The organism is Pseudomonas sp. EB271-G4-1 (assembly GCF_058791355.1).
This window is the reverse complement of record NZ_JBYTEO010000074.1, coordinates 1-20,905: the sequence shown is the minus strand read 5'-3', so window position 1 is coordinate 20,905 and position 20,905 is coordinate 1. Positions and strand designations below refer to the sequence as shown.

The following is a 20,905-nucleotide window of genomic DNA, read 5'->3' as shown; positions in this document are numbered from 1 at the left end:
TTTTTTGAATGTCGCAGAAATTTGACGTAGTAGTGATCGGCGCGGGCCCTGGCGGCTACGTAGCTGCCATCAAGGCCGCTCAGTTGGGCCTCAGCACTGCCTGCATCGAGAAGTACACCGACAAGGATGACAAACTGGCTCTGGGCGGTACTTGCCTGAACGTCGGCTGCATTCCGTCCAAGGCGCTGCTGGACAGCTCCTGGAAGTACAAGGAAGCCAAAGAAGGCTTCGCGATCCACGGGATCAACCACGCTGGCGTGACCATGGACGTGCCAGCAATGGTCGGCCGTAAAGCCACCATCGTCAAAGGCCTGACCTCCGGTGTTGCAACCCTGTTCAAAGCCAACGGTGTGACCTCCATCCAGGGTCACGGCAAGCTGCTGGCCGGCAAGAAAGTTGAAGTCACCAAGCCTGACGGTTCGGTAGAAGTCATCGAAGCCGAGAACGTGATCCTGGCTCCAGGTTCGCGTCCGATCGACATTCCACCGGCTCCGGTCGACCAGAATGTGATCGTCGATTCCACCGGCGCCCTGGAATTCCAATCCGTACCAAAACGCCTGGGCGTAATCGGCGCTGGCGTGATCGGTCTGGAGCTGGGTTCGGTCTGGTCGCGTCTGGGTGCAGAAGTGACTGTCCTGGAAGCCCTGGACACTTTCCTGATGGCCGCTGACGCAGCCGTTTCCAAGGAAGCGCTGAAAACCCTGACCAAGCAGGGCCTGGACATCAAGCTGGGCGCTCGCGTGACCGGCTCCAAAGTGAACGGCGACGAAGTCGTGGTGAACTACACCGATGCCAACGGCGAACAGAACATCACTTTCGACAAGCTGATCGTAGCCGTTGGTCGCCGTCCAGTGACCACTGATCTGCTGGCTGCCGACTGCGGCGTGACCCTGGACGAGCGCGGTTTCGTGCACGTCGACGATCACTGCGCCACCACCGTACCGGGCGTCTACGCCATCGGTGACGTGGTTCGCGGCATGATGCTGGCGCACAAGGCGTCGGAAGAAGGCATCATGGTTGTCGAGCGCATCAAGGGCCACAAGGCCCAGATGAACTATGATTTGATCCCTTCGGTTATTTATACTCACCCGGAAATCGCGTGGGTTGGTAAAACCGAGCAGGCCTTGAAAGCTGAAGGCGTTGAAGTTAACGTCGGCACCTTCCCGTTCGCAGCCTCCGGCCGTGCCATGGCTGCCAACGACACCGGTGGTTTCGTCAAGGTCATCGCAGATGCCAAGACAGACCGCGTATTGGGCGTCCACGTGATTGGCCCAAGCGCTGCCGAACTGGTTCAGCAGGGTGCGATCGGTATGGAATTCGGCACCAGCGCTGAAGACCTGGGCATGATGGTTTTTTCCCATCCGACCCTGTCTGAAGCCTTGCACGAAGCTGCTTTGGCAGTGAATGGCGGCGCCATCCACATCGCCAACCGCAAGAAGCGTTAAGACAATAAGAAACCACGGCGGAATGGCCCGTCGTGAGCCTTGCATGCAAGACTCACCGCGGAATATCCGCTGGACGCAGCCTTGCATGGCTGCACCGGTTGTCCGGAAAGGCCATGCAAGCAGCAGTCACAGGTGGTGCGGCACTTGAATGAGTGCAGCACCGAATGCGCAGTACCTAACGAAGACGGTAATAAGCATGAATCTTCACGAGTATCAGGGTAAGCAGCTGTTCGCTGAGTACGGCCTGCCAGTTTCCACCGGTTACGCGGTAGACACCCCGGAAGCAGCAGCAGAAGCTTGCGACAAGATCGGCGGCAGCGAGTGGGTTGTCAAAGCCCAGGTCCACGCCGGTGGTCGCGGTAAAGCGGGCGGCGTCAAGCTGGTTCGCAGCAAAGAAGACGCTAAAGCATTCGCACAGCAGTGGCTGGGCAAGCGTCTGGTGACTTACCAGACTGACGCCAATGGTCAGCCAGTCACCAAGATCCTGGTTGAATCGTGCACTGATATCGCTAAAGAGCTGTACCTGGGCGCTGTCGTTGACCGTTCGAGCCGTCGCATCGTGTTCATGGCTTCCACCGAAGGTGGCGTGGACATCGAGAAAATCGCTCACGACACTCCAGAAAAAATTCTGAAAGCCACTATCGATCCACTGGTTGGCGCTCAGCCATTCCAGGGTCGCGAGCTGGCATTCCAGCTGGGTCTGGAAGGCAAGCAGGTTGCTCAGTTCGCCAAGATCTTCGTTGGCCTGGCCAAACTGTTCAAGGATCACGACCTGGCCCTGCTGGAAGTGAACCCGCTGGTGATCAAGGCTGACGGCGATCTGCACTGCCTGGACGCCAAGATCAACATCGACGCCAACGCCATGTACCGTCAGCCTAAGCTGAAGACTTTCCACGATCCGTCGCAAGACGATCCGCGCGAAGCGCACGCTGCCAAGTTCGAACTGAACTACGTAGCGCTGGAAGGCAACATCGGTTGCATGGTCAACGGTGCTGGCCTGGCCATGGGTACCATGGACATCGTCAACCTGCATGGCGGCAAGCCAGCCAACTTCCTCGACGTGGGCGGCGGTGCTACCAAAGAACGCGTTACCGAAGCGTTCAAGATCATTCTGTCCGACACCAACGTCGCTGCAGTACTGGTTAACATCTTCGGCGGCATCGTTCGTTGCGACATGATTGCCGAAGGCATCATTGGCGCCGTGAAAGAAGTCGGCGTGAAAATCCCGGTTGTTGTTCGCCTTGAAGGCAACAACGCTGAGCTGGGCGCTAAAGTACTGGCAGAAAGCGGTTTGAACATCATCGCTGCTACCAGCCTGACCGACGCTGCTCAACAAGTTGTCAAAGCTGCGGAGGGCAAATAATGAGCGTCCTGATCAATAAAGACACCAAAGTTATCTGCCAGGGTATTACCGGTTCGCAAGGTAGTTTCCACACCCAGCAAGCCATCGAGTACGGCACCAAGATGGTGGGTGGTGTAACTCCAGGCAAAGGCGGTACCGAGCACCTGGGCCTGCCAGTGTTCAACACCGTGAAAGACGCTGTAGCTGCCACTGGCGCCACCGCCAGCGTGATCTACGTTCCGGCTCCTTTCTGCAAGGACTCGATCCTGGAAGCTGCCTTCGGCGGCATCAAGCTGATCGTGTGCATCACCGAAGGCATTCCTACCCTGGACATGCTGGACGCTAAAGTTAAGTGCGACGAGCTGGGCGTAGTCCTGATCGGCCCTAACTGCCCAGGCGTGATCACCCCAGGCGAATGCAAGATCGGCATCATGCCAGGTCACATTCACTTGCCAGGCAAGGTCGGTATCGTTTCCCGTTCCGGCACCCTGACCTACGAAGCTGTGAAGCAGACTACTGACGCCGGTTTCGGTCAGTCGACTTGCGTCGGCATCGGTGGTGACCCGATCCCGGGTTCGAACTTCATCGACATCCTGAAGCTGTTCCAGGAAGACCCGAAGACCGAAGCGATCGTGATGATCGGCGAGATCGGCGGTTCGGCTGAAGAAGAAGCGGCTGCCTACATCAAGGCACACGTGACCAAGCCGGTTGTTTCCTACATCGCTGGTGTGACTGCTCCTCCGGGCAAGCGCATGGGCCATGCTGGCGCAATCATCTCTGGCGGCAAAGGCACTGCAGACGAGAAATTCGCTGCTCTGCAAGACGCAGGCGTTAAAACCGTGCGTTCGCTGGCAGACATCGGCAAGGCCCTGGCCGAGCTGACCGGTTGGGCTGTCAAGTAAGCCTCGCGCTTAGCTGACGCTTCACCAAACAAAGGCCACCTTCGGGTGGCCTTTGTCGTTTGTGGCTGATCGTTCCCACGATCTGGGTCGGGGCGGGAAAATTAAGTATGTAAACGCGACATGGAAACGTCGTGTATCGGATAGTTCGCCCTCAAACAGTGCGTTTGTCGCCCAAATTCGTTAGGCTACGCGCCATTTTTGCGTCCGCGCCCACAAGGCTGCAACGCGCTTAAAGGGTTGGCCCCATACGGACCGACAGCATTTCCCTCACCCATAGGGAAATCCCTCTCTAAATTCCGATTCAGTAGTGTGGTATTTCCTTAATGAAAGTGTTGAAAGGCCAGGACATCCTGGCACTTGGTTTTATGACGTTTGCCCTGTTCGTCGGGGCTGGCAACATCATCTTCCCGCCTATCGTCGGTTTGCAGTCCGGACCTCATGTCTGGATGGCGGCACTGGGCTTCCTGATCACCGCAGTGGGCCTGCCCGTGGTCACTGTCGTTGCCCTGGCCAAGGTCGGTGGCGCCATGGATGCGCTGAGCAGCCCGATCGGCAAGATCGCCGGTGGCTTGCTGGCAGCAGCGTGCTACCTCGCTGTCGGCCCGCTGTTCGCCACGCCGCGTACCGCTACCGTGTCCTTTGAAGTCGGCCTGGCACCCCTGACCGGCGAAAGCCCACTGGCGTTGTTCCTCTACAGCTCGGTGTACTTCCTGGTGGTGTTCTTCATTTCGCTCTATCCGGGCCGCCTGCTGGATACCGTCGGGCGTTTCCTCGCACCGCTGAAGATCATCGCTTTGGCCGCGCTCGGCATCGCTGCGTTCGCTTTGCCCGCCGGTGATATCGGCCATGCTACGCCTGAGTACGTGGCGGCGCCGTTTTCCCAGGGGTTCATCAATGGTTACCTGACCATGGACACCCTCGGTGCGCTGGTGTTCGGCATCGTGATCGTCAATGCCATTCGCTCGCGCGGCGTCGAGTCGCCAGCGCTGATCACCCGCTACGCGATCATTGCCGGCTTGATCGCCGGCGTGGGCCTGGCGCTTGTCTACATCAGCCTGTTTCGCCTGGGCTCGGGCAGCCATGAAGTGGCGGCTGGCGCTACCAACGGCGCGGCGGTCTTGCACGCCTACGTACAACACACCTTCGGTTCGCTGGGCAGCGGATTCCTTGCGGTGCTGATTTCCCTGGCGTGCCTGGTGACCGCTGTTGGCCTGACCTGCGCCTGCGCCGAATACTTCAGCCGTGTGCTGCCACTGTCCTACAAGACGCTGGTGATTATCCTCGCGGCGTTCTCGCTGCTGGTGTCCAACCTGGGCCTGACCAAGCTGATCGCGTTCTCGATCCCTGTCCTGACCGCGATCTACCCGCCGTGCATCGCCTTGGTGGCCCTGAGCTTCTGCAAGGACTTCTGGCATGAACAAGGGCGCATTGTCGGCCCGGTGATGCTGGTGTCGTTCATCTTCGGCCTGATCGACGCGCTCAAGGGCGCGGGTCTGGCGGACTGGATGCCGACGCAACTGGCGCACTTGCCACTCAGCGAGCAGGGCCTGGCCTGGCTGGTGCCTTCGGTGATGACCCTGGTGGTTGCCGTGGTTTGCGATCGCCTGCTGGGCAAGCGCGAAGAAGCGTTGGCTTAAGCTTTACCGGCCCGCCACAAGCGGGCCTGTAAACGACACAGAAATGCCCCGTATCAATCGATACGGGGCATTTTTTTATGGGGTGATGCGGTGTCTTTTCTTCTGCGCTAACGTCGAAAGACTGCGCAATCCCCTATAGGAGCGAGCATGCTCGCGAAAAACCTGAGAGCAACGCGTGTATTCAGTAAACACGCGCCATAGTTCGCGACCTTCGCGAGCATACTCGCTCCTACAAGGGGTACGGTGTTCCGCCACCACATCACAAGGACCTGCATGTCGTTCATCCAAGCCAACCTGATCCACATCCTCGCTGCCATCTGGTTCGTCATCTGCTGGGGCGGCTACACCCGCTATGCGACCTGGAAAGGCCGAGATACCGCCTGCCTGGCCAGCGTGCTGCATCTGTATCGCGAAGACTGGATGCGCCGCATGCTGTTGCGTGATAACCGCATCGCCGATGCCAGCGTGATCGGCAACCTGGAACGCAATGCGTCGTTCTTTGCCTCCAGTACCCTGATTATCCTGGCCGGTATTCTCACGGTACTTGGGGCGTCCGAAAGGGCGGTGTCGTTGCTGGCGGATATCCCGATGGTGCAACAGGCTTCCCAGGGGATGTCCGAGATCAAGTTGTTGTGCCTGGCACTGGTGTTCGTCTACGCGTTCTTTACCTTCAGCTGGTGCATGCGCCAGTACAACTTCGCGGCCATCCTGGTGGGCTCGGCGCCCATGGTCGGTGAGCGACATGTGTCGGAGCTGGAGCGCAAAGCCTTTGCCAACCGTGCTGCCCGGGTTATTTCCATGGCCGCCAACCAGTTCAACTTCGGCCTGCGTTCCTACTATTTCGGCATGACCATGTTGGCCTGGTTCGTCAGCCCCTGGTTGTTCATGTTGATGAGTGCCGGCGTCGTGTTCGTGCTGTACCGCCGTGAGTTTCACTCCGACGTTCTCGATGTCATGGTCTATACCCCTACAGAGGCACCGTTGCCCGAGGCGAACAAAGAGGCCGCTTGATGAGTATTCCATTCTGGTGCGTATTTATCAGTGCCGTGCTGATTTACGTGGCGCGCATGCCCGTGACCACGGCGATGAAACAGCAGGGGGGTTACAACAACCACCTGCCGCGCCAACAGCAGGCGCAACTTACAGGCCTGGGCGCGCGCGCGGTGGCGGCCCATCAGAACAGCTTCGAAGCTTTCATATTGTTTGCGGTGGGTGTGTTGATGGCCCACACCACGCAAACAGCGGGATGGCTCATCGATTTGCTGGCAATTATCTTTGTGGTAGCGCGAGTTATCTATCTGGTGTGCTATTGGAAGGACCTGGCCTGGCAGCGAAGTCTGGTGTGGCTGGTGGGTTTGATCTGCTCGTTGTTGTTGATGATTAGTCCGACTTTTCGAGCGATTTTGCTCTAACGAGTCAATCGCCGATAAAAGAAAACCCGCACTTGGCGGGTTTTCTTGAATCGCAGCGAGAAGCGGCTTATTGCTTCTTGGCAGCTTCTTCTTGTGCTGCTGCGTTCGATTCAGCCTGAGCTTTGGCAGCTTCGGCGTTTTCTTTCGCCGCATCGTTCACTTTATCCTGAGCTTCGCTCATTTTTTCCTGGGCTTGCTCAGCATGTTGGTTGGCATCTTGAGCTTTGTCCTCGGATTTTTTATCGCAGGCAGCGAGACCGAGGGAAGCGGTCAACATCAAGGCAATAGCTAAAGTCTTACGCATGGGGTGTTTCTCCTTATGGAAATTATCTACTGGCCTTAAGAGCACAGCCAACAGGGTTAAGTTCCTCAAATCCCAGAGATATATAAGTTTGTTCTAACGCGGAACTTTTACCTGGGCCCCGACTTCATTGAAGCACTGTAAACAAGAGTCTTTATCAAATGGCTGAAAATCCCGTTTTTGAGCGTGCAACACGATTTTTGTCGGCGCTGCGGCATTGCCAGGTGCTCGGATTACGAGTTCACAGCGCCAGTGCCGACGGGCTCACCGTGGTGCTGCCTTATAGCCCGCAGATCGTCGGCAATCCCCTGACGGGCGTGATTCACGGCGGCGTCCTGACCACATTGATGGACACCGCTTGCGGCATGTCTACCCTCTGCGTGCTCCCGGAGTTCGAAGTTTGCCCCACCCTCGATTTGCGCATCGACTACATGCACGCAGCCGAACCGAACAAGGATGTCTACGGTTTCGCGCAATGCTATCGGGTGACCACTGATGTGATCTTTGCCCGCGGCTTTGCCTATCAGGATGATCCCGAACAGCCCATTGCCCATGTCGTGGGCACTTTCATGCGCATGGGCAAGGGCATCAAAGGCACCAAGGGTTTTGGCGGCACTATCGCCGGAGGTGCGGCATGAGTGAGTCGTTCAAGGAGCAAGTGCAACTGGCCCATGAGCGGGGAGAGTACGCCCCGTTGTTGAGCCTGATTCCCTACGCCAGTTTGATCGGTGTCGAATGTTCGCGGGTGGGGGATGAGTTGTTGTTTCGCCTGCCGGCCAACAAGGACAACATAGGTAACCCTTTATTGCCGGCCATCCATGGCGGCGTAATCGCCGGGTTCATGGAATTGTCCGCCGCGCTGCACCTGTTGGTGGCCACCGGTTCGCCTCGCGTGCCAAAGATCATCGACTTCTCCCTCGATTACCTGCGCGCCGGGCAGTTTCGCGATACCTGGGCCCGCTGCCAGGTCTGTCGCCAGGGACGCCGGGTCGCCAATGTGGCGGTAACCGCGTGGCAAAGCACTGAAGCCGAGCCCATCGCCACGGCGCGGGCGCATTTCAAACTCGATGAGCCCTTGAAATCCTGAATGGAGCCCCCAACTCTGATGACAACCCGCCGCCGACCCTCATGGTCGCGGCTTATGCCATCTGATTGGAGTTTGATGACCATGAGTGTGGAAACTCAAAAGGAAACCCTGGGCTTCCAGACCGAGGTGAAGCAACTGCTGCACCTCATGATCCATTCGCTGTATTCCAACAAGGAAATTTTCCTTCGCGAACTGATCTCGAACGCCTCTGACGCTGTAGACAAATTACGTTTCGAAGCGCTGGCCAAGCCGCAATTGCTCGAAGGCGGCGCTGAGCTGAAAATCCGTGTGAGCTTCGACAAGGACGCCAAGACCGTCACCCTCGAAGACAACGGCATCGGCATGAGCCGCGAAGATGCGATCACCCACTTGGGCACCATCGCCAAATCCGGCACCGCCGATTTCATGAAGCACCTGACGGGCGACCAGAAGAAAGACTCGCACCTGATCGGTCAGTTCGGTGTTGGCTTCTACTCGGCCTTCATCGTCGCCGACAAAGTCGATGTGTACAGCCGTCGTGCGGGCAGCGATGCCAGCGAAGGCGTGCACTGGTCGTCCAAAGGTGAGGGCGATTTCGAAGTCGCGACCATCGACAAGGCCGAGCGCGGTACCCGTATCGTCCTGCACCTGAAATCCGGTGAAGACGAGTTCGCCGATGGCTGGCGCCTGCGTAACATCATCAAGAAGTATTCCGACCACATCGCCTTGCCGATCGAGTTGCCCAAAGAAGTGGCAGCTGTCGAGGGTGAAGAGAAGCCTGCCGTTGAATGGGAAACCGTCAACCGCGCCAGCGCCTTGTGGACCCGTCCGCGTACCGAAATCAAGGACGAGGAATACCAGGAGTTCTACAAGCACATCGCCCACGACTTCGAAAACCCGCTGAGCTGGAGCCACAACAAGGTCGAAGGCAAGCTGGAATACAGCTCGCTGCTGTACGTGCCGGCCCGTGCTCCATTCGACCTGTACCAGCGTGAAGCGCCGAAAGGCCTGAAGCTGTACGTGCAGCGCGTGTTCGTCATGGATCAGGCCGAGTCCTTCCTGCCGCTGTACCTGCGCTTCATCAAGGGCGTGGTCGACTCCAACGACCTGTCGCTGAACGTGTCGCGGGAAATCCTGCAGAAAGACCCGATCATCGACTCCATGAAGTCGGCACTGACCAAGCGCGTGCTGGACATGCTGGAAAAGCTGGCGAAGAACGATCCAGAGCAATACAAGGGCTTCTGGAAAAACTTCGGCCAGGTCATGAAAGAAGGCCCGGCAGAAGACTTCGCCAACAAAGAGAAAATCGCTGGCTTGCTGCGTTTTGCCTCGACCAATGGTGATGACGGCGAACAGGTTGTCGGCCTGACTGAGTACCTGGCACGCGCCAAGGAAGGCCAGGACAAGATCTACTACCTGACCGGCGAAACCTACGCGCAAGTCAAGAACAGCCCGCACCTGGAAGTCTTCCGCAAGAAAGGCATCGAAGTGCTGCTGCTGACCGACCGTATCGACGAGTGGCTGATGAGCTACCTCAGCGATTTCGACGGCAAGGGCTTTGTCGACGTGGCACGCGGTGACCTGGACCTCGGCAACCTGGACTCGGAAGAGGACAAGAAAGCCGCTGAAGAAGTCGCCAAGTCCAAAGAAGGCCTGGTTGAGCGTCTGAAGACTGCACTGGGCGAATCCGTTGCTGAAGTACGGGTATCCCATCGCCTGACCGATTCCCCGGCGATCCTGGCCATCGGCGAGCAGGACCTGGGCCTGCAGATGCGTCAGATCCTCGAAGCCAGCGGGCAGAAGGTTCCGGATTCGAAGCCGATCTTCGAATTCAACCCGGCTCACCCACTGATCGAGAAGCTCGACAGCGAGCAGAGCGACGAGCGCTTCGGCGATCTGTCGCACATCCTCTTCGATCAAGCGGCCCTGGCGGCCGGCGACAGCTTGAAAGACCCGGCGGCCTATGTGCGCCGTCTGAACAAGCTGCTGGTTGAGCTGTCGGCTTAACGGCGTTGTAGAAAAACCCGCTTCGGCGGGTTTTTTCATTCTGGTGTTTAAATAATCAGGAGTCAGATATGAGCCAAATCACTGTACGTTCTGTTGCTTATCAGATTGACGGCCAGCCGTACGAAAGCCGCCTGGCCTTCGACGCTGATCACAAGGGCCCGCGTCCGGGTTTGTTGATGGCGCCGAACTGGATGGGCGTGGGTGCCGGTGCCGAGGAAATCGCCAAATCGGTGGCGGCCAAGGGCTATGTGGTGCTGATCGCGGACCTCTACGGCCAATCGGTGCGCCCGCAGAACAATGATGAGGCAGGCGCGGCAATGATGCCGCTCAAGAATGACCGGCCGTTGCTGCGCAAGCGCATGCAAGTGGCGTTCGAACAGTTGCAAAGCCAGGGTGAGGCCGCTGTCGATACGTCGAAACTGGCCACGTTCGGTTTCTGTTTCGGTGGCTGCTGCGCGCTGGAGTTTGCCCGTACGGGTGCGCCGGTGAAAGCGGCTGTCTCGTTCCACGGCACGCTGGATACACCGAATCCGGCCGATGCGAAAAACATCAAGGGCAAGGTGCTGGTACTGCATGGCGCTTCCGATCCATTGGTGCCTAAAGAACAGCTGCCCGCGTTTGAAGATGAAATGAACGCGGCTGGCGTGGATTGGCAACTGCTGAGTTACGGCGGTGCGTTCCATTCTTTCACCGATCCGCATGCGAACGTGCCGGGCATGATGATGTACGACGCGAAGGTCGCCGCACGCGCGTTCACTTCGATGCACAACTTGCTGGATGAAGTGTTCAAGGGCTGATTGCGGTAGTTTTGCTTCACCTGGTTGGTGTTAGTGCCGGCCTCTTCGCGAGCAAGCCCGCTCCCACATTAGAATGCGGTCAACTGTGGGAGCGGGCTTGCTCGCGAAGGCGGTGTAACTGCTAAAAAGAATTTAAGGCAGTTCAATCCTCTCAACTTCCCCCGGCACCGTTGGCCAATCCCCGGCCGCCCAGCGCCGCCGCGCTTCATCGATAGCCGCCGGGTCGCTTGCCACGAAATTCCAGTTGATCCGCCGTGGCCCGTCCAGCGGCGCGCCACCGAACACCACAGCATGACAGTCGCTCTCGGCGAACAATGTCATCTCTTCCCCGGGCGGCAACACCACCAGCGAATGCGGCTCTATCGATTCGCCATCCAATCGCACTTCACCGCTCAACACATACAGCGCGCGCTCTTCATGCTCGGTGGGAATCAGCAAGGTCGTCGCCGTTTGCAGGTGCAGTTCGGCATACAGCGTAGGGGAAAGCACCGGCACTGGCGATTCCAGGCAAAAGCCCGAGCCTGCGATCATGCGGATCTTCACCCCAAGGTTCTCGCTGACTGGCAAGGTGCTCGCCGGGTGATGACTGTAGTGTCCCGGGCCCTGCTCCCGGTCTTTTGGCGACGCCAGCCAGATCTGCAGGCCGTGCATCGTAAAGCCGCTTTCTTTCAGTGCCTGGGGTGTGCGCTCGACATGGGCGATCGCGCTGCCGGCGGTCATCCAGCTGACATCGCCGGCGCTCACCACCTGATCCGAGCCAAGGCTGTCCTTGTGCTGCAGCTGGCCTTCAAAGAGGTAGGTGAGGGTGGACAGGCCGATGTGCGGATGCTGGCGGATGTTCATGCCTTCTCCCGCGGCATAGCGGGTTTGCAGCATGTGGTCGAAAAACACGAAGGGCCCGACATTGCGGCATTTGGCTGACGGCAAAGGGCGAAGAATCGGTTGGCCTTCGACATCTTCGGCGCGGGGGCGGATCACGAGCGGAGTGTTCATGGTGCGTTCCAGGCTGAGCGGGTGATGCGGTCGAGCATAACCCGCTTGCGCAGCCGTTGCCGCTATTGGCTGAACGCGCCTTCGGACAGATGGGTTTCGATGCTGACTTCACTGCTGGTCATCAGCTTGTGTACCGGGCAGCGGTCGGCCACGCGGTGCAGCTCTTCGCGCTGGGCGTCGGTGAGTACACCCTTGAGGGTCAGTTTCACATGCAGGGCATATTTGCCTTTCTGCTCTTCACTGTTGTCGCGTTTGACCTCCACGCCAACCCCCGTCAGCGGAATGTCCTTTTTCTTCGCATACATCTTCAAGGTCAGGGCCTTGCATGCGCCCAGTGCGGCATCGAAGTAATCGTGTGGCTCCGGGGCCGAGCCTTCGCCGCCTGCGGTAACGGGCGCATCGGCAAAGAGTTCGTGATCATCGATCTGTACGGTATGGCGCAAACCTTCGGCGGAGACGGTGTTGACGGTGACAGTCATGGGAAACCTCGCAAGCGACGGGAAAGGTCATTCGATCAAAAAAGGCGTTGAAGGTATAGAGCCTTGCTCCGATGGTGCGTTCCAAAAAAAAAGCCCCGCAATCGCGAGGCTTTTTCATGTCGGTGGGCTCAGCTGCCTTTAACCGGCTTGCCGTTGACCGTGCCGTCCAGGAGCATGATGTTGTACTCCTTGCCGTCGGTCTCGACCTGTTGCAGGCGGACCAGCAGGTAATCCCAATCCTTGGCGAACCACAGGACGGTGATGCGCTTGCTTTGTGTCGGGTCGCGCACGCGCTCGACCTTGATCGCATCGATCTGGCCAGCCTTGGTATCGACTTTTTCCGCACCCAGCACGCGGAAGTCATAGGTATCGACTTCGCCATCATCGACCACCTGATAGCTCATGCTTTTCTTGCCGGCGGCCACGTCATGCTGCAGCGCCAGCTGGTAGGTGGATTTGTCGAGCATGCCGCGGTTCAGCGGGATATTGACCGCGTCACCACGATCGGTACCGGTAACCTTCTTGGCGGTCCAGTCGAAGTCCAGGTCGGCCTTCTTGGCTTTGCCCAGGCCTCCGCGTTCGAAATGGTAGGACTGTGGCAGCAAGGTGTCCTTGTCGACGGTCAGGGTGCTTTCTTCGGACAGGCTGGCGATCATCATCGACGCCTTGAAGTTGAGCTTCCAGACGCCATTGGCTTGCTTGGTCAGGCTGCGTTCAGCCGTGCCGCTCATGGGCAACTGTTTCCAGTCGGCGGTGTAGCTGGCGGAGAAGGGTTGAAGGTCTGCGGCCTGTGCGAAGGGCAAGGCGAGCAGAGCACAAGCGAAGAGCAGGGCGCGACGCATAAAATCTCCTAGGTTCGAATCAAGTGGCCGCTGGGCGCAAGCAACTGTCCATCCAGTAAAGCACCTTGTTCACTGAGCGATAGCCGGCCTTCGGCAAACCAGCGTACGGCCATGGGGTAGATCAGGTGTTCCTGTACATGGACTCGCTGCGCCAGGCTCTGCGGCGAGTCGTGCAACTCTACCGGTATTACTGCTTGTACGACCAGTGGTCCGCCATCGAGTTCCTCGGTGACGAAGTGCACGGAGCAGCCGTGTTCGGCGTCCCCGGCCTCCAGCGCGCGCTGATGAGTGTGTAACCCTTTGTATTTGGGCAACAGCGAGGGATGGATATTGAGCAGGCGACCGGCGTAATGGCGTACGAAATCAGCGCTGAGAATGCGCATGAATCCGGCCAGCACCACGAGTTTGGGATTGAAGGCGTCGATCAGTTCGATCAGCGCGGCGTCGAAGGCCTCGCGGCCTTCGAAAGCCTTGTGATCCAGGGTGCGGGTTTCGATACCCGCGTCCCTGGCACGTTGCAGGCCGTAGGCGTCGGCGCGGTTGGAGATCACCGCAGCGACGCGGACCGGGCTGTCGCCGGTCTGCGTGCTGTCGATCAAGGCCTGCAAGTTACTGCCGGTGCCGGAGAGCAGCACCACAACATCACAGGTGGCTGACATTAATGAGCCTTGAGGTTCTTCAGTTCAACCTGGGCTGCGCCTTCGGCAGCGGTGGCGATCTGACCGATGACCCAAGGCTGCTCGCCAGCTTCACGCAGCACGTTCAGCGCGGTTTCCACGTGCTCTTGAGCGACGCAGATAACCATGCCTACGCCGCAGTTCAGGACGCGGTGCATTTCGTTTTCGTCGACGTTGCCTTTTTCCTGCAGCCAGTCGAACACCGCAGGGCGAGTCCAGCTTGCCACGTTAACCACCGCTTGTGCGCCTTTTGGCAGGACGCGCGGGATGTTGTCCAGCAGGCCGCCACCGGTGATGTGGGCCATGGCCTTGACCGCGCCTGTTTCCTTGATCAGCTTGAGCAGCGGCTTCACGTAGATACGGGTCGGGGCCATCAGCAGGTCGGTCAGCGGCTTGCCGTCGAGTTGGGTGTTCTCGATGTCGGCACCGGATACTTCGATGATCTTGCGGATCAGCGAGTAGCCGTTGGAGTGCGGGCCGGAAGACGGCAGGGCGAGCAGGGCATCGCCAGCAGCGACCTTGGAGCCGTCGATGATCTCGGCTTTTTCCACGACGCCAACGCAGAAGCCGGCCAGGTCGTAGTCTTCGCCTTCGTACATGCCAGGCATTTCTGCGGTTTCGCCGCCCACCAGGGAGCAACCGGACAGTTCGCAACCAGCGCCGATGCCAGTCACGACCTGGGTCGCGGTTTCGACGTTGAGCTTGCCGGTGGCGTAGTAGTCGAGGAAGAACAGCGGTTCTGCGCCGCACACCACCAGGTCGTTGACGCACATGGCAACCAGGTCGATGCCGATGCTGTCGTGCTTGTTCAGGTTCAAGGCCAGGCGCAGCTTGGTGCCGACGCCGTCAGTACCGGAAACCAGCACGGGCTGCTTGTAGCCGGCCGGGATTTCGCAGAGGGCGCCAAAACCGCCCAGGCCGCCCATGACTTCCGGGCGCGCAGTGCGCTTGGCGACGCTCTTGATGCGTTCGACCAATGCTTCACCGGCGTCGATGTCTACACCGGCGTCCTTGTAGCTCAGGGAGGGTTGCTTGCTCATGATCCAGGCCTTTAGGGGGGGATTTCTGGGTAACGACCGAGTCCAGCGGGACCGCCGACATCGACGAAGGTGATTGCCTCACGCGATATTCGAGGGTGCCCGGCTGTTGCCGGTCTGCGAAGGCGCGCGATTTTATCAGGCTTGAAGGGCAGCGGCCATCCTCACGCCGACGGCAGGGGGCATATCGGCCGAAAAAAACTGCCATTAGTTGGTGTGGATGACATCCTGCTCGCCTGTACGGGGTGTCGTCATTAACCGTCTATCGTTAGCACAGTGCGAAAACTTACCCAGGGCGTGTGAATGTTTTGCGTTCGGCAATGGTCACAGCCTTGCCCGATCGCCTTCATGCGGTCTGTTCCAGCCGCCTTTGTCTTCAGGAATATTCCATGGGTTTTTGTAAATTCTTGTTTGTGGGCTGTTTGTCACTGGTTAGCCTGACCAGCCTGGTAGGCCATGCTGAAACCGTCAAAGGCCTCTATCAAGTGCGCGAACCGGTCAACGGCCAGTCGCCAGAGGAGCGTGAGCAAGCCACGCAGCGAGCGCTCGATACGCTGGTCTTGCGCCTGACCGGCGATCCCAAGGCGCCGCAGAATCCCGGGTTGGCGGCGATTCGCAAAGACCCGCAGCAAATCATCAGCCAATACGGCTTTGAGGCAGGCCCGCCGGAAGTGTTGAAAGTCGATTTCGACCCGGGCACCACCGATCAGGCCCTGCGTCGGGCCGGGTTGGCGATGTGGGGCGCCAATCGGCCGTCGATACTGGGCTGGTGGTTGAACGATTACACCGAGGGTTCGAGCCTGGTGGGCGATGGTCAGGCCGGTGCGACACCCCTGCGTCGCGCCGCGCAGCACCGTGGTTTACCCCTGCGTCTGCCGCTGGCGGACTTGAACGAACAAATCGTCGGCACCGGGCCGAATCTGGAAAGTGCCGATCCGTCGGCACTGCGCAGCGCGTCACAGCGTTACAATGCCGACGCCTTGCTGGCGGTCCATGCCCGTGAAGAGGGCGGCCAATGGCAAGCCAAGTGGCAATTGTGGCTGGGCGACCAGAAAGAGGCCGGCAGCGCCCAAGGCGCCGATCAAGCCGCATTGGCGGACGCGGTGATGCTGGCGGTCAACCAGCGGCTGGCGCCTCGATTTGTCGTAAAGCCTGGGGCCTCGGCCGCGCAGTTGCTGGAGGTCCAAGGCATGAATCTGGAGCGGTATGCGACCCTGGGGCGCCTGTTGGAGCCTTTCGGCGGTCGTCCGCAAAGTGTCGACGGCGACCGGATTCTTTATCGGGTCAATGGCAGTACCGATCAACTGCGAGCGCAATTATCGCTGGCCAGGTTGCAGGAGGTTGCGGGGGAGCCGGCGCCGGTGCCCGCGGTGCCGGTCCAGCCTGTCGCCGGTGGTTCGGTTCCCGCGGTAGCGCCCGCACCGGCACCGACGCCGCAATTGCGTTTCCGCTGGTAGGATTTTCTTTCTTTATATAGAAGCAATGGAGTGGTTCATGGCCGATACGCGGCGTTGGTTCTGGTTGGGTGGAGTGCTCTTGCTCTGCGCGTTTGTCTGGCTGTTGCACCCGATCCTCACGCCGTTCCTGGTGGCGTTGTTGTTGGCCTATCTGTTTGATCCCCTGGTGGATCGGCTGGAAAACGCCGGACTGTCCCGGACCTGGGGCGTGATTGCGGTATTTGCGTTGTTCACCCTGATCTTCACCACGCTGTTGCTGGTGTTGGTGCCGATGCTCGCCAAGCAGTTGTTTCGCTTGTATGAACTGGCGCCGCAGATGCTCGATTGGCTGCAGCACACTGCATTGCCCTGGGCGCAATCGAAGTTCGGCCTGTCGGAGGGCTTCTGGAAGTTCGACAAGCTCAAGGCTGCGATCAGCGAGCACATGGGGCAGACGACCGACATCGTGGGCGTGGTGTTGAGCCAGGCGACGGCATCTGGTTTGGCGTTGATCGGCTGGCTGGCGAACCTGGTGTTGATTCCGGTGGTGAGTTTCTACTTGCTGCGGGACTGGGACCTGATGATGGCCAAGATCCGCAGCCTGCTGCCGCGCGATCGCGAAGAGCGCGCAGTGGCGCTGGCTGCGGAGTGCCATGAAGTGCTTGGTGCCTTCGTCCGCGGGCAATTGCTGGTGATGGTCGCGTTGGGCGTGATCTACGCCGCGGGTCTAATGCTGGTGGGCCTGGAGCTGGGTCTGTTGATCGGGATGATTGCCGGTCTGGCGGCGATTGTGCCGTACATGGGCTTTATCATTGGCATTGGTGCGGCGCTGATTGCCGGGCTGTTCCAGTTTGGCGGCGATCTGTACCCCATGATGGGTATTGTCGCGGTGTTCATGGTCGGTCAGGCGCTCGAGGGCATGGTGCTCACGCCCTTGTTGGTGGGGGACCGCATCGGCCTGCACCCGGTGGCAGTGATCTTCGCCATTCTGGCCGGGGGCGAACTGTTTGGTTTCACCGGTGTGTTGCTGGCGCTGCCCGTGGCGGCGGTGATCATGGTGCTGTTGCGCCATGTGCATGATTTATATAAGGATTCTGGTATGTACAGTGGTGTGGACGAGCCAGAGCTGTAGAGGGGGGCGCGGGCAGCCCGGATTGACGCCCGGTGGCTGCCCATGGCGCCAGAGAATCTGTCATAAAACCGGTGCGCTAACGCAAACCTTTGATTTTGCTTGTGGTCTGTCGCATTGTGCGGTCGGCTTCACGGGTATAAACTTCGCAAACTTTACACAGAGGCCACTAACGGTTCCTTTGGAACTGTTCAGTCAGCATGAAACCGATTCAGCTGCCCCTAGGTGTGCGTCTGCGTGACGACGCCACCTTCATCAACTACTACCCAGGCGCCAATGCCGCTGCACTCGGCTATGTCGAGCGGCTGTGCGAAGCCGACGCCGGCTGGACCGAAAGCCTGATCTACCTGTGGGGCAAGCATGGGGTAGGGCGTACGCATCTGTTGCAGGCCGCGTGCCTGCGCTTCGAACAGATGGGTGAGCCAGCGGTGTACCTGCCGCTGGCCGAGTTGATGGATCGCGGCATCGAGATTCTCGACAACCTCGAGCAATACGAGCTGGTCTGCCTGGATGACTTGCAGGCGGTGGCGGGCAAGGCTGACTGGGAAGAAGCGTTGTTCCACCTGTTCAACCGCCTGCGTGACAGTGGTCGGCGCCTGTTGATTGCCGCGTCGACTTCGCCACGCGAGCTGCCGGTAAAGCTGGCGGACCTCAAGTCGCGCCTGACCCTGGCGCTGATATTCCAGATGCGCCCACTCTCCGACGAAGACAAGTTGCGCGCCCTGCAACTGCGTGCGTCGCGTCGCGGCCTGCACCTGACCGACGAAGTCGGGCATTTTATCCTGACTCGCGGTACTCGTAGCATGAGTGCGCTGTTCGAACTGCTTGAGCAGCTCGACCAGGCCTCTCTTCAAGCGCAGCGCAAGCTGACCATCCCGTTCCTGAAAGAAACCCTGGGCTGGTAGCCAGGTCCCGTAAATTCAAGGCTTGCAGCGAATTTCGACAGATTCAAGGCGTCAGAAAATCCGCTTTCCTGATGGGGGCAGGCTGCGCAAGTGTCTGGAATGGGCTTTAGCGCTTAGATGTAATCGGGAAACCAAGAAGTCACAAAAAGTTCGATTGAATTTGCAAATGAGGATGATAGAAGGCATAGTCTCGGCTCTTGAAAACCATTCAGCCACGGTCGTGCCCATGCTAAATCGCTTTGCACCCCTCGTGCCCCTCGCACTCGTTACCCTGTTGTTCGGTTGCGCTGCCCACACGCCAGTGTCCGAGCAAGCGCAACAACAGCAGGTTCAACATTCCGGTTCCGCCCAGTCTTCCGCTCTCTATAAGCAAGCGTTTGAACTCGAAGAAGCGGCTACTGAAAAAGAACTGGCCAGCTTCGCCGATGGTAAGTCGTACCAGCTTCCGGTTCTGGCCGACAGCATCCTCGAACGCGGCATGTCCCTGATCGGTACCCGTTACCGTTTCGGCGGTACCTCCGAAGCCGGTTTCGATTGCAGCGGTTTTATCGGTTATCTGTTCCGTGAAGAAGCGGGCATGAACCTGCCACGCTCCACTCGCGAAATGATCAACGTTGACGCGCCGCTGGTATCGCGCAGTAAACTTGAGCCAGGTGACCTGCTGTTCTTCGCCACCAACGGTCGTCGCGGTCGCGTCAGTCATGCCGGGATCTACCTGGGTGACAATCAGTTCATTCACTCCAGCAGCCGCAAAAGCGGTGGTGTGCGCATCGACAACCTCGGTGATAGCTACTGGAGCAAGACCTTCATCGAAGCCAAGCGAGCACTCGCCATGGCTCCTGCAGCGGCGCCAATCGTCACTGCCCGCAAGTAAGCGCACATTTCGTAAGGCGAACTTAAAGTCTTACTTGAAGTTTGCCTGATAAGCGCTAAAATTCTGATTCATGAATGATGGCAAACCGCCTGCGTGATCCGCAGGCGGTTTTCTTTTCTGCGCTCCCGCAGAAATTAGCCGCAGCCTGATCAGGATGCTCTGCTTATGACGATGTCGGCCCGCCTCGCAATCATGTTGTTCGCAGCGCTGCTCAGTGCCTGTGCAAGCCGTACACCGCCGCCTGCGCCGGTGGTTCGCGCGCCCATCGTGTTCAATTCCTCCCAGGACTTTTCGCCTGAAGCGCAAGACGTGCTGTTTCGCGCGTTGGGGCTGGTCGGCACGCCTTATCGCTGGGGCGGTAACACGCCGGACTCCGGATTTGATTGCAGTGGCCTGATTGGCTACGTCTACCGTGACATGGCCGGTATTTCCCTGCCCCGTACCACCCGCGAAATGATCTCCATGCAAGCGGCCAATGTCGGCAAGGAAGGCCTGCAAACCGGTGACCTGATTTTCTTCGCCACCAACGGTGGTTCCCAGGTCAGCCATGCCGGCATCTACGTTGGCGAGGGCCGTTTCGTGCATGCGCCGGCTACCGGTGGCACGGTCAAGCTCGACAGCTTGTCCAAGGCTTATTGGCAAAGAGCCTACCTGAGTGCCAAGCGCGTCCTGCAACCCGAGCATTTGGCGCGCAACCCGTAACCGCCAGAGGGTGTTGTCATGACTGCCCGCACGCTCAATCTCGACGATTCGCTCTATCAGTACCTGCTCGACGTCTCCCTGCGCGAAACCCCGCTGCTCAAGCGCTTGCGCGATGAAACCCAGGCGCTGCCCATGGCGCGCTGGCAGGTGGCGCCGGAACAGGGGCAGTTTCTTGCGTTGCTGGTGAAGCTCACCGGTGCGAGGCGTGTGCTGGAAGTCGGCACGTTCACCGGTTACAGCGCCCTGTGCATGGCAGCGGCATTGCCGACTGACGGTTCGCTGATTTGCTGTGACATTCCCGGGGATTACAACGCCATCGCGCACCGCTATTGGCAGGAGGCCGGCCTGTCCGGGCGAATCGATCTGCGGCTGGCGCCTGCGCTGGAAACCCTGGGCGCGCTGGATCAGCCAGGCCAGTTTGATTTGATTTTCATCGATGCCGACAAGGCCAACTATCCGGCGTACCTGGAGCAGGCGCTTCGTCTGTTGCGCAACGGTGGACTGGCGGTGTTCGATAACACCCTGTGGAGTGGCCGGGTGCTTCAGGACAACCCCGAGAGCGCCGATACCCGCGCCATCCAGGCGCTGAATCGCGCCCTGAAGGATGACGCGCGGGTGGATCTGTCGCTGTTGCCGCTGGGGGATGGGCTTACCCTTTGCCGTAAGCGCTGATCTCTCGCGTTTGTACCCGATCCAAACTGTAGGAGCTGGCTTGCCGGCGATGGCGGTCTGACAGCCGGCCTATGTTTTGTTGACTGTGTACATATCCATTCCTGCGGTAACGGCCACTTAGGGTTTCGCTCTTACAGCGAGTTACTTGGAAAAACGGAACGCCGCCCGGCCCTAAGTAACCAAGGGCTCTTGCCCCTGGCGTTCGGTGCCTCGCTAATGCTCGGCATACCCTCGCTCCGGTCCTGCTCCG

The 20,905-nt window shown here is 59.1% G+C and carries 22 protein-coding genes; 16 read left to right on the top strand and 6 right to left on the bottom strand.

Going from position 1 to position 20,905, the window contains the following annotated elements; genetic code table 11:
- Positions 1-8: 8 nt before the first annotated feature.
- The 6 genes from lpdA (at position 9) to AC3WWR_RS26440 (ending at position 6,738) form a co-directional block, all read left to right on the top strand.
- Positions 9-1,445: a dihydrolipoyl dehydrogenase gene (lpdA, locus tag AC3WWR_RS26465; RefSeq protein ID WP_020799802.1), complete on the top strand. Its 1,437-nt coding sequence runs from the start codon at positions 9-11 to the stop codon at positions 1,443-1,445.
- Positions 1,446-1,641: 196 nt separating this feature from the next.
- On the top strand, positions 1,642-2,808 hold the full coding sequence (sucC, locus tag AC3WWR_RS26460; RefSeq protein ID WP_007919879.1) for an ADP-forming succinate--CoA ligase subunit beta: 1,167 nt from the start codon (positions 1,642-1,644) through the stop codon (positions 2,806-2,808).
- The gene (gene sucD / locus AC3WWR_RS26455; RefSeq protein WP_007919877.1) at positions 2,808-3,689 is read left to right on the top strand and encodes a succinate--CoA ligase subunit alpha; all 882 of its coding nucleotides are present in this window, start codon (positions 2,808-2,810) and stop codon (positions 3,687-3,689) included. Before sucC ends, sucD begins: the two co-directional genes overlap by 1 nt.
- Positions 3,690-4,012: 323 nt before the next feature.
- Positions 4,013-5,326 (top strand): branched-chain amino acid transport system II carrier protein, encoded by a 1,314-nt coding sequence (brnQ, locus tag AC3WWR_RS26450; protein WP_020799801.1) that lies wholly within the window; start codon positions 4,013-4,015, stop codon positions 5,324-5,326.
- A gap of 273 nt (positions 5,327-5,599) precedes the next feature.
- Entirely contained in the window at positions 5,600-6,337 is a 738-nt protein-coding gene (locus tag AC3WWR_RS26445) for a DUF599 domain-containing protein (RefSeq protein ID WP_020799800.1), read from the top strand.
- A complete protein-coding gene (locus tag AC3WWR_RS26440; RefSeq protein WP_492599195.1) occupies positions 6,337-6,738 on the top strand; it encodes an MAPEG family protein in 402 nt (133 codons plus the stop codon). Before AC3WWR_RS26445 ends, AC3WWR_RS26440 begins: the two co-directional genes overlap by 1 nt.
- A 67-nt stretch (positions 6,739-6,805) precedes the next feature.
- Here AC3WWR_RS26440 and AC3WWR_RS26435 read toward each other — a convergent pair whose 3' ends face one another.
- The gene (locus AC3WWR_RS26435) at positions 6,806-7,042 is read right to left on the bottom strand and encodes a hypothetical protein (protein ID WP_020799798.1); all 237 of its coding nucleotides are present in this window, start codon (positions 7,040-7,042) and stop codon (positions 6,806-6,808) included.
- A gap of 158 nt (positions 7,043-7,200) precedes the next feature.
- On the opposite strand from AC3WWR_RS26435, the gene AC3WWR_RS26430 reads away from it, so the two are divergent.
- The 4 genes from AC3WWR_RS26430 to AC3WWR_RS26415 all read left to right on the top strand — a co-directional run bounded on the left by AC3WWR_RS26430 (position 7,201) and on the right by AC3WWR_RS26415 (position 10,909).
- Positions 7,201-7,677, top strand: coding sequence for a PaaI family thioesterase (locus AC3WWR_RS26430; RefSeq protein ID WP_020799797.1), 477 nt, complete (start codon positions 7,201-7,203; stop codon positions 7,675-7,677).
- Positions 7,674-8,126, top strand: coding sequence for a PaaI family thioesterase (locus tag AC3WWR_RS26425; RefSeq protein WP_489327809.1), 453 nt, complete (start codon positions 7,674-7,676; stop codon positions 8,124-8,126). Before AC3WWR_RS26430 ends, AC3WWR_RS26425 begins: the two co-directional genes overlap by 4 nt.
- Positions 8,127-8,207: 81 nt before the next feature.
- The gene (gene htpG, locus AC3WWR_RS26420) at positions 8,208-10,112 is read left to right on the top strand and encodes a molecular chaperone HtpG (protein WP_033044612.1); all 1,905 of its coding nucleotides are present in this window, start codon (positions 8,208-8,210) and stop codon (positions 10,110-10,112) included.
- Positions 10,113-10,180: 68 nt separating this feature from the next.
- Positions 10,181-10,909: a dienelactone hydrolase family protein gene (locus AC3WWR_RS26415; RefSeq protein WP_020799794.1), complete on the top strand. Its 729-nt coding sequence runs from the start codon at positions 10,181-10,183 to the stop codon at positions 10,907-10,909.
- Positions 10,910-11,041: 132 nt separating this feature from the next.
- On the opposite strand, the gene AC3WWR_RS26410 is transcribed toward AC3WWR_RS26415, so the two are convergent.
- The 5 genes from AC3WWR_RS26410 to purM form a co-directional block, all read right to left on the bottom strand.
- Positions 11,042-11,902: a pirin family protein gene (locus AC3WWR_RS26410; protein WP_151141012.1), complete on the bottom strand. Its 861-nt coding sequence runs from the start codon at positions 11,900-11,902 to the stop codon at positions 11,042-11,044.
- Positions 11,903-11,964: 62 nt separating this feature from the next.
- Complete coding sequence (locus AC3WWR_RS26405) at positions 11,965-12,381, bottom strand: OsmC family protein (RefSeq protein WP_033044272.1); 417 nt, start codon at positions 12,379-12,381, stop codon at positions 11,965-11,967.
- A 128-nt stretch (positions 12,382-12,509) separates the two neighbouring features.
- Positions 12,510-13,223 (bottom strand): DUF3108 domain-containing protein, encoded by a 714-nt coding sequence (locus AC3WWR_RS26400; protein ID WP_020799791.1) that lies wholly within the window; start codon positions 13,221-13,223, stop codon positions 12,510-12,512.
- Between the two features lie 8 nt (positions 13,224-13,231).
- Positions 13,232-13,882, bottom strand: coding sequence for a phosphoribosylglycinamide formyltransferase (gene purN / locus AC3WWR_RS26395; RefSeq protein WP_033044271.1), 651 nt, complete (start codon positions 13,880-13,882; stop codon positions 13,232-13,234).
- Positions 13,882-14,940 (bottom strand): phosphoribosylformylglycinamidine cyclo-ligase, encoded by a 1,059-nt coding sequence (purM, locus tag AC3WWR_RS26390; RefSeq protein ID WP_492599194.1) that lies wholly within the window; start codon positions 14,938-14,940, stop codon positions 13,882-13,884. Before purM ends, purN begins: the two co-directional genes overlap by 1 nt.
- 386 nt (positions 14,941-15,326) lie before the next feature.
- On the opposite strand from purM, the gene AC3WWR_RS26385 reads away from it, so the two are divergent.
- The 6 genes from AC3WWR_RS26385 (at position 15,327) to AC3WWR_RS26360 (ending at position 20,655) form a co-directional block, all read left to right on the top strand.
- Positions 15,327-16,394: a DUF2066 domain-containing protein gene (locus AC3WWR_RS26385; protein ID WP_083348463.1), complete on the top strand. Its 1,068-nt coding sequence runs from the start codon at positions 15,327-15,329 to the stop codon at positions 16,392-16,394.
- 37 nt (positions 16,395-16,431) lie between these two features.
- Positions 16,432-17,505, top strand: a complete 1,074-nt coding sequence (locus AC3WWR_RS26380) for an AI-2E family transporter (RefSeq protein WP_020799787.1) — start codon at positions 16,432-16,434, stop codon at positions 17,503-17,505.
- Positions 17,506-17,702: 197 nt separating this feature from the next.
- The gene (gene hda, locus AC3WWR_RS26375) at positions 17,703-18,407 is read left to right on the top strand and encodes a DnaA regulatory inactivator Hda (RefSeq protein WP_008063324.1); all 705 of its coding nucleotides are present in this window, start codon (positions 17,703-17,705) and stop codon (positions 18,405-18,407) included.
- Between the two features lie 226 nt (positions 18,408-18,633).
- Positions 18,634-19,281: a C40 family peptidase gene (locus AC3WWR_RS26370; protein ID WP_042955704.1), complete on the top strand. Its 648-nt coding sequence runs from the start codon at positions 18,634-18,636 to the stop codon at positions 19,279-19,281.
- A 165-nt stretch (positions 19,282-19,446) separates the two neighbouring features.
- Complete coding sequence (locus AC3WWR_RS26365) at positions 19,447-19,983, top strand: C40 family peptidase (RefSeq protein ID WP_020799785.1); 537 nt, start codon at positions 19,447-19,449, stop codon at positions 19,981-19,983.
- A gap of 18 nt (positions 19,984-20,001) precedes the next feature.
- Positions 20,002-20,655 carry an O-methyltransferase gene (locus AC3WWR_RS26360; RefSeq protein WP_492599193.1) on the top strand — a complete coding sequence of 218 codons (654 nt, stop codon included), beginning with the start codon at positions 20,002-20,004 and terminating at the stop codon, positions 20,653-20,655.
- Positions 20,656-20,905: the final 250 nt, after the last annotated feature.

Excerpts from the sequence above, each read along its gene's own strand:
- sucD (WP_007919877.1), top strand. The coding sequence starts at position 2,808 with ATGAGCGTCCTGATCAATAAAGACACCAAAGTTATCTGCCAGGGTATT.
- AC3WWR_RS26370 (WP_042955704.1), top strand. The coding sequence starts at position 18,634 with ATGCTAAATCGCTTTGCACCCCTCGTGCCCCTCGCACTCGTTACCCTG.
- AC3WWR_RS26400 (WP_020799791.1), bottom strand. The coding sequence starts at position 13,223 with ATGCGTCGCGCCCTGCTCTTCGCTTGTGCTCTGCTCGCCTTGCCCTTC.
- hda (WP_008063324.1), top strand. The coding sequence starts at position 17,703 with ATGAAACCGATTCAGCTGCCCCTAGGTGTGCGTCTGCGTGACGACGCC.
- AC3WWR_RS26410 (WP_151141012.1), bottom strand. The coding sequence starts at position 11,902 with ATGAACACTCCGCTCGTGATCCGCCCCCGCGCCGAAGATGTCGAAGGC.
- AC3WWR_RS26430 (WP_020799797.1), top strand. The coding sequence starts at position 7,201 with ATGGCTGAAAATCCCGTTTTTGAGCGTGCAACACGATTTTTGTCGGCG.
- AC3WWR_RS26380 (WP_020799787.1), top strand. The coding sequence starts at position 16,432 with ATGGCCGATACGCGGCGTTGGTTCTGGTTGGGTGGAGTGCTCTTGCTC.
- AC3WWR_RS26440 (WP_492599195.1), top strand. The coding sequence starts at position 6,337 with ATGAGTATTCCATTCTGGTGCGTATTTATCAGTGCCGTGCTGATTTAC.
- htpG (WP_033044612.1), top strand. The coding sequence starts at position 8,208 with ATGAGTGTGGAAACTCAAAAGGAAACCCTGGGCTTCCAGACCGAGGTG.
- lpdA (WP_020799802.1), top strand. The coding sequence starts at position 9 with ATGTCGCAGAAATTTGACGTAGTAGTGATCGGCGCGGGCCCTGGCGGC.
- purM (WP_492599194.1), bottom strand. The coding sequence starts at position 14,940 with ATGAGCAAGCAACCCTCCCTGAGCTACAAGGACGCCGGTGTAGACATC.
- sucC (WP_007919879.1), top strand. The coding sequence starts at position 1,642 with ATGAATCTTCACGAGTATCAGGGTAAGCAGCTGTTCGCTGAGTACGGC.
- AC3WWR_RS26365 (WP_020799785.1), top strand. The coding sequence starts at position 19,447 with ATGACGATGTCGGCCCGCCTCGCAATCATGTTGTTCGCAGCGCTGCTC.
- AC3WWR_RS26435 (WP_020799798.1), bottom strand. The coding sequence starts at position 7,042 with ATGCGTAAGACTTTAGCTATTGCCTTGATGTTGACCGCTTCCCTCGGT.
- AC3WWR_RS26360 (WP_492599193.1), top strand. The coding sequence starts at position 20,002 with ATGACTGCCCGCACGCTCAATCTCGACGATTCGCTCTATCAGTACCTG.
- AC3WWR_RS26405 (WP_033044272.1), bottom strand. The coding sequence starts at position 12,381 with ATGACTGTCACCGTCAACACCGTCTCCGCCGAAGGTTTGCGCCATACC.
- AC3WWR_RS26445 (WP_020799800.1), top strand. The coding sequence starts at position 5,600 with ATGTCGTTCATCCAAGCCAACCTGATCCACATCCTCGCTGCCATCTGG.
- AC3WWR_RS26385 (WP_083348463.1), top strand. The coding sequence starts at position 15,327 with ATGGGTTTTTGTAAATTCTTGTTTGTGGGCTGTTTGTCACTGGTTAGC.
- brnQ (WP_020799801.1), top strand. The coding sequence starts at position 4,013 with ATGAAAGTGTTGAAAGGCCAGGACATCCTGGCACTTGGTTTTATGACG.
- AC3WWR_RS26425 (WP_489327809.1), top strand. The coding sequence starts at position 7,674 with ATGAGTGAGTCGTTCAAGGAGCAAGTGCAACTGGCCCATGAGCGGGGA.
- AC3WWR_RS26415 (WP_020799794.1), top strand. The coding sequence starts at position 10,181 with ATGAGCCAAATCACTGTACGTTCTGTTGCTTATCAGATTGACGGCCAG.
- purN (WP_033044271.1), bottom strand. The coding sequence starts at position 13,882 with ATGTCAGCCACCTGTGATGTTGTGGTGCTGCTCTCCGGCACCGGCAGT.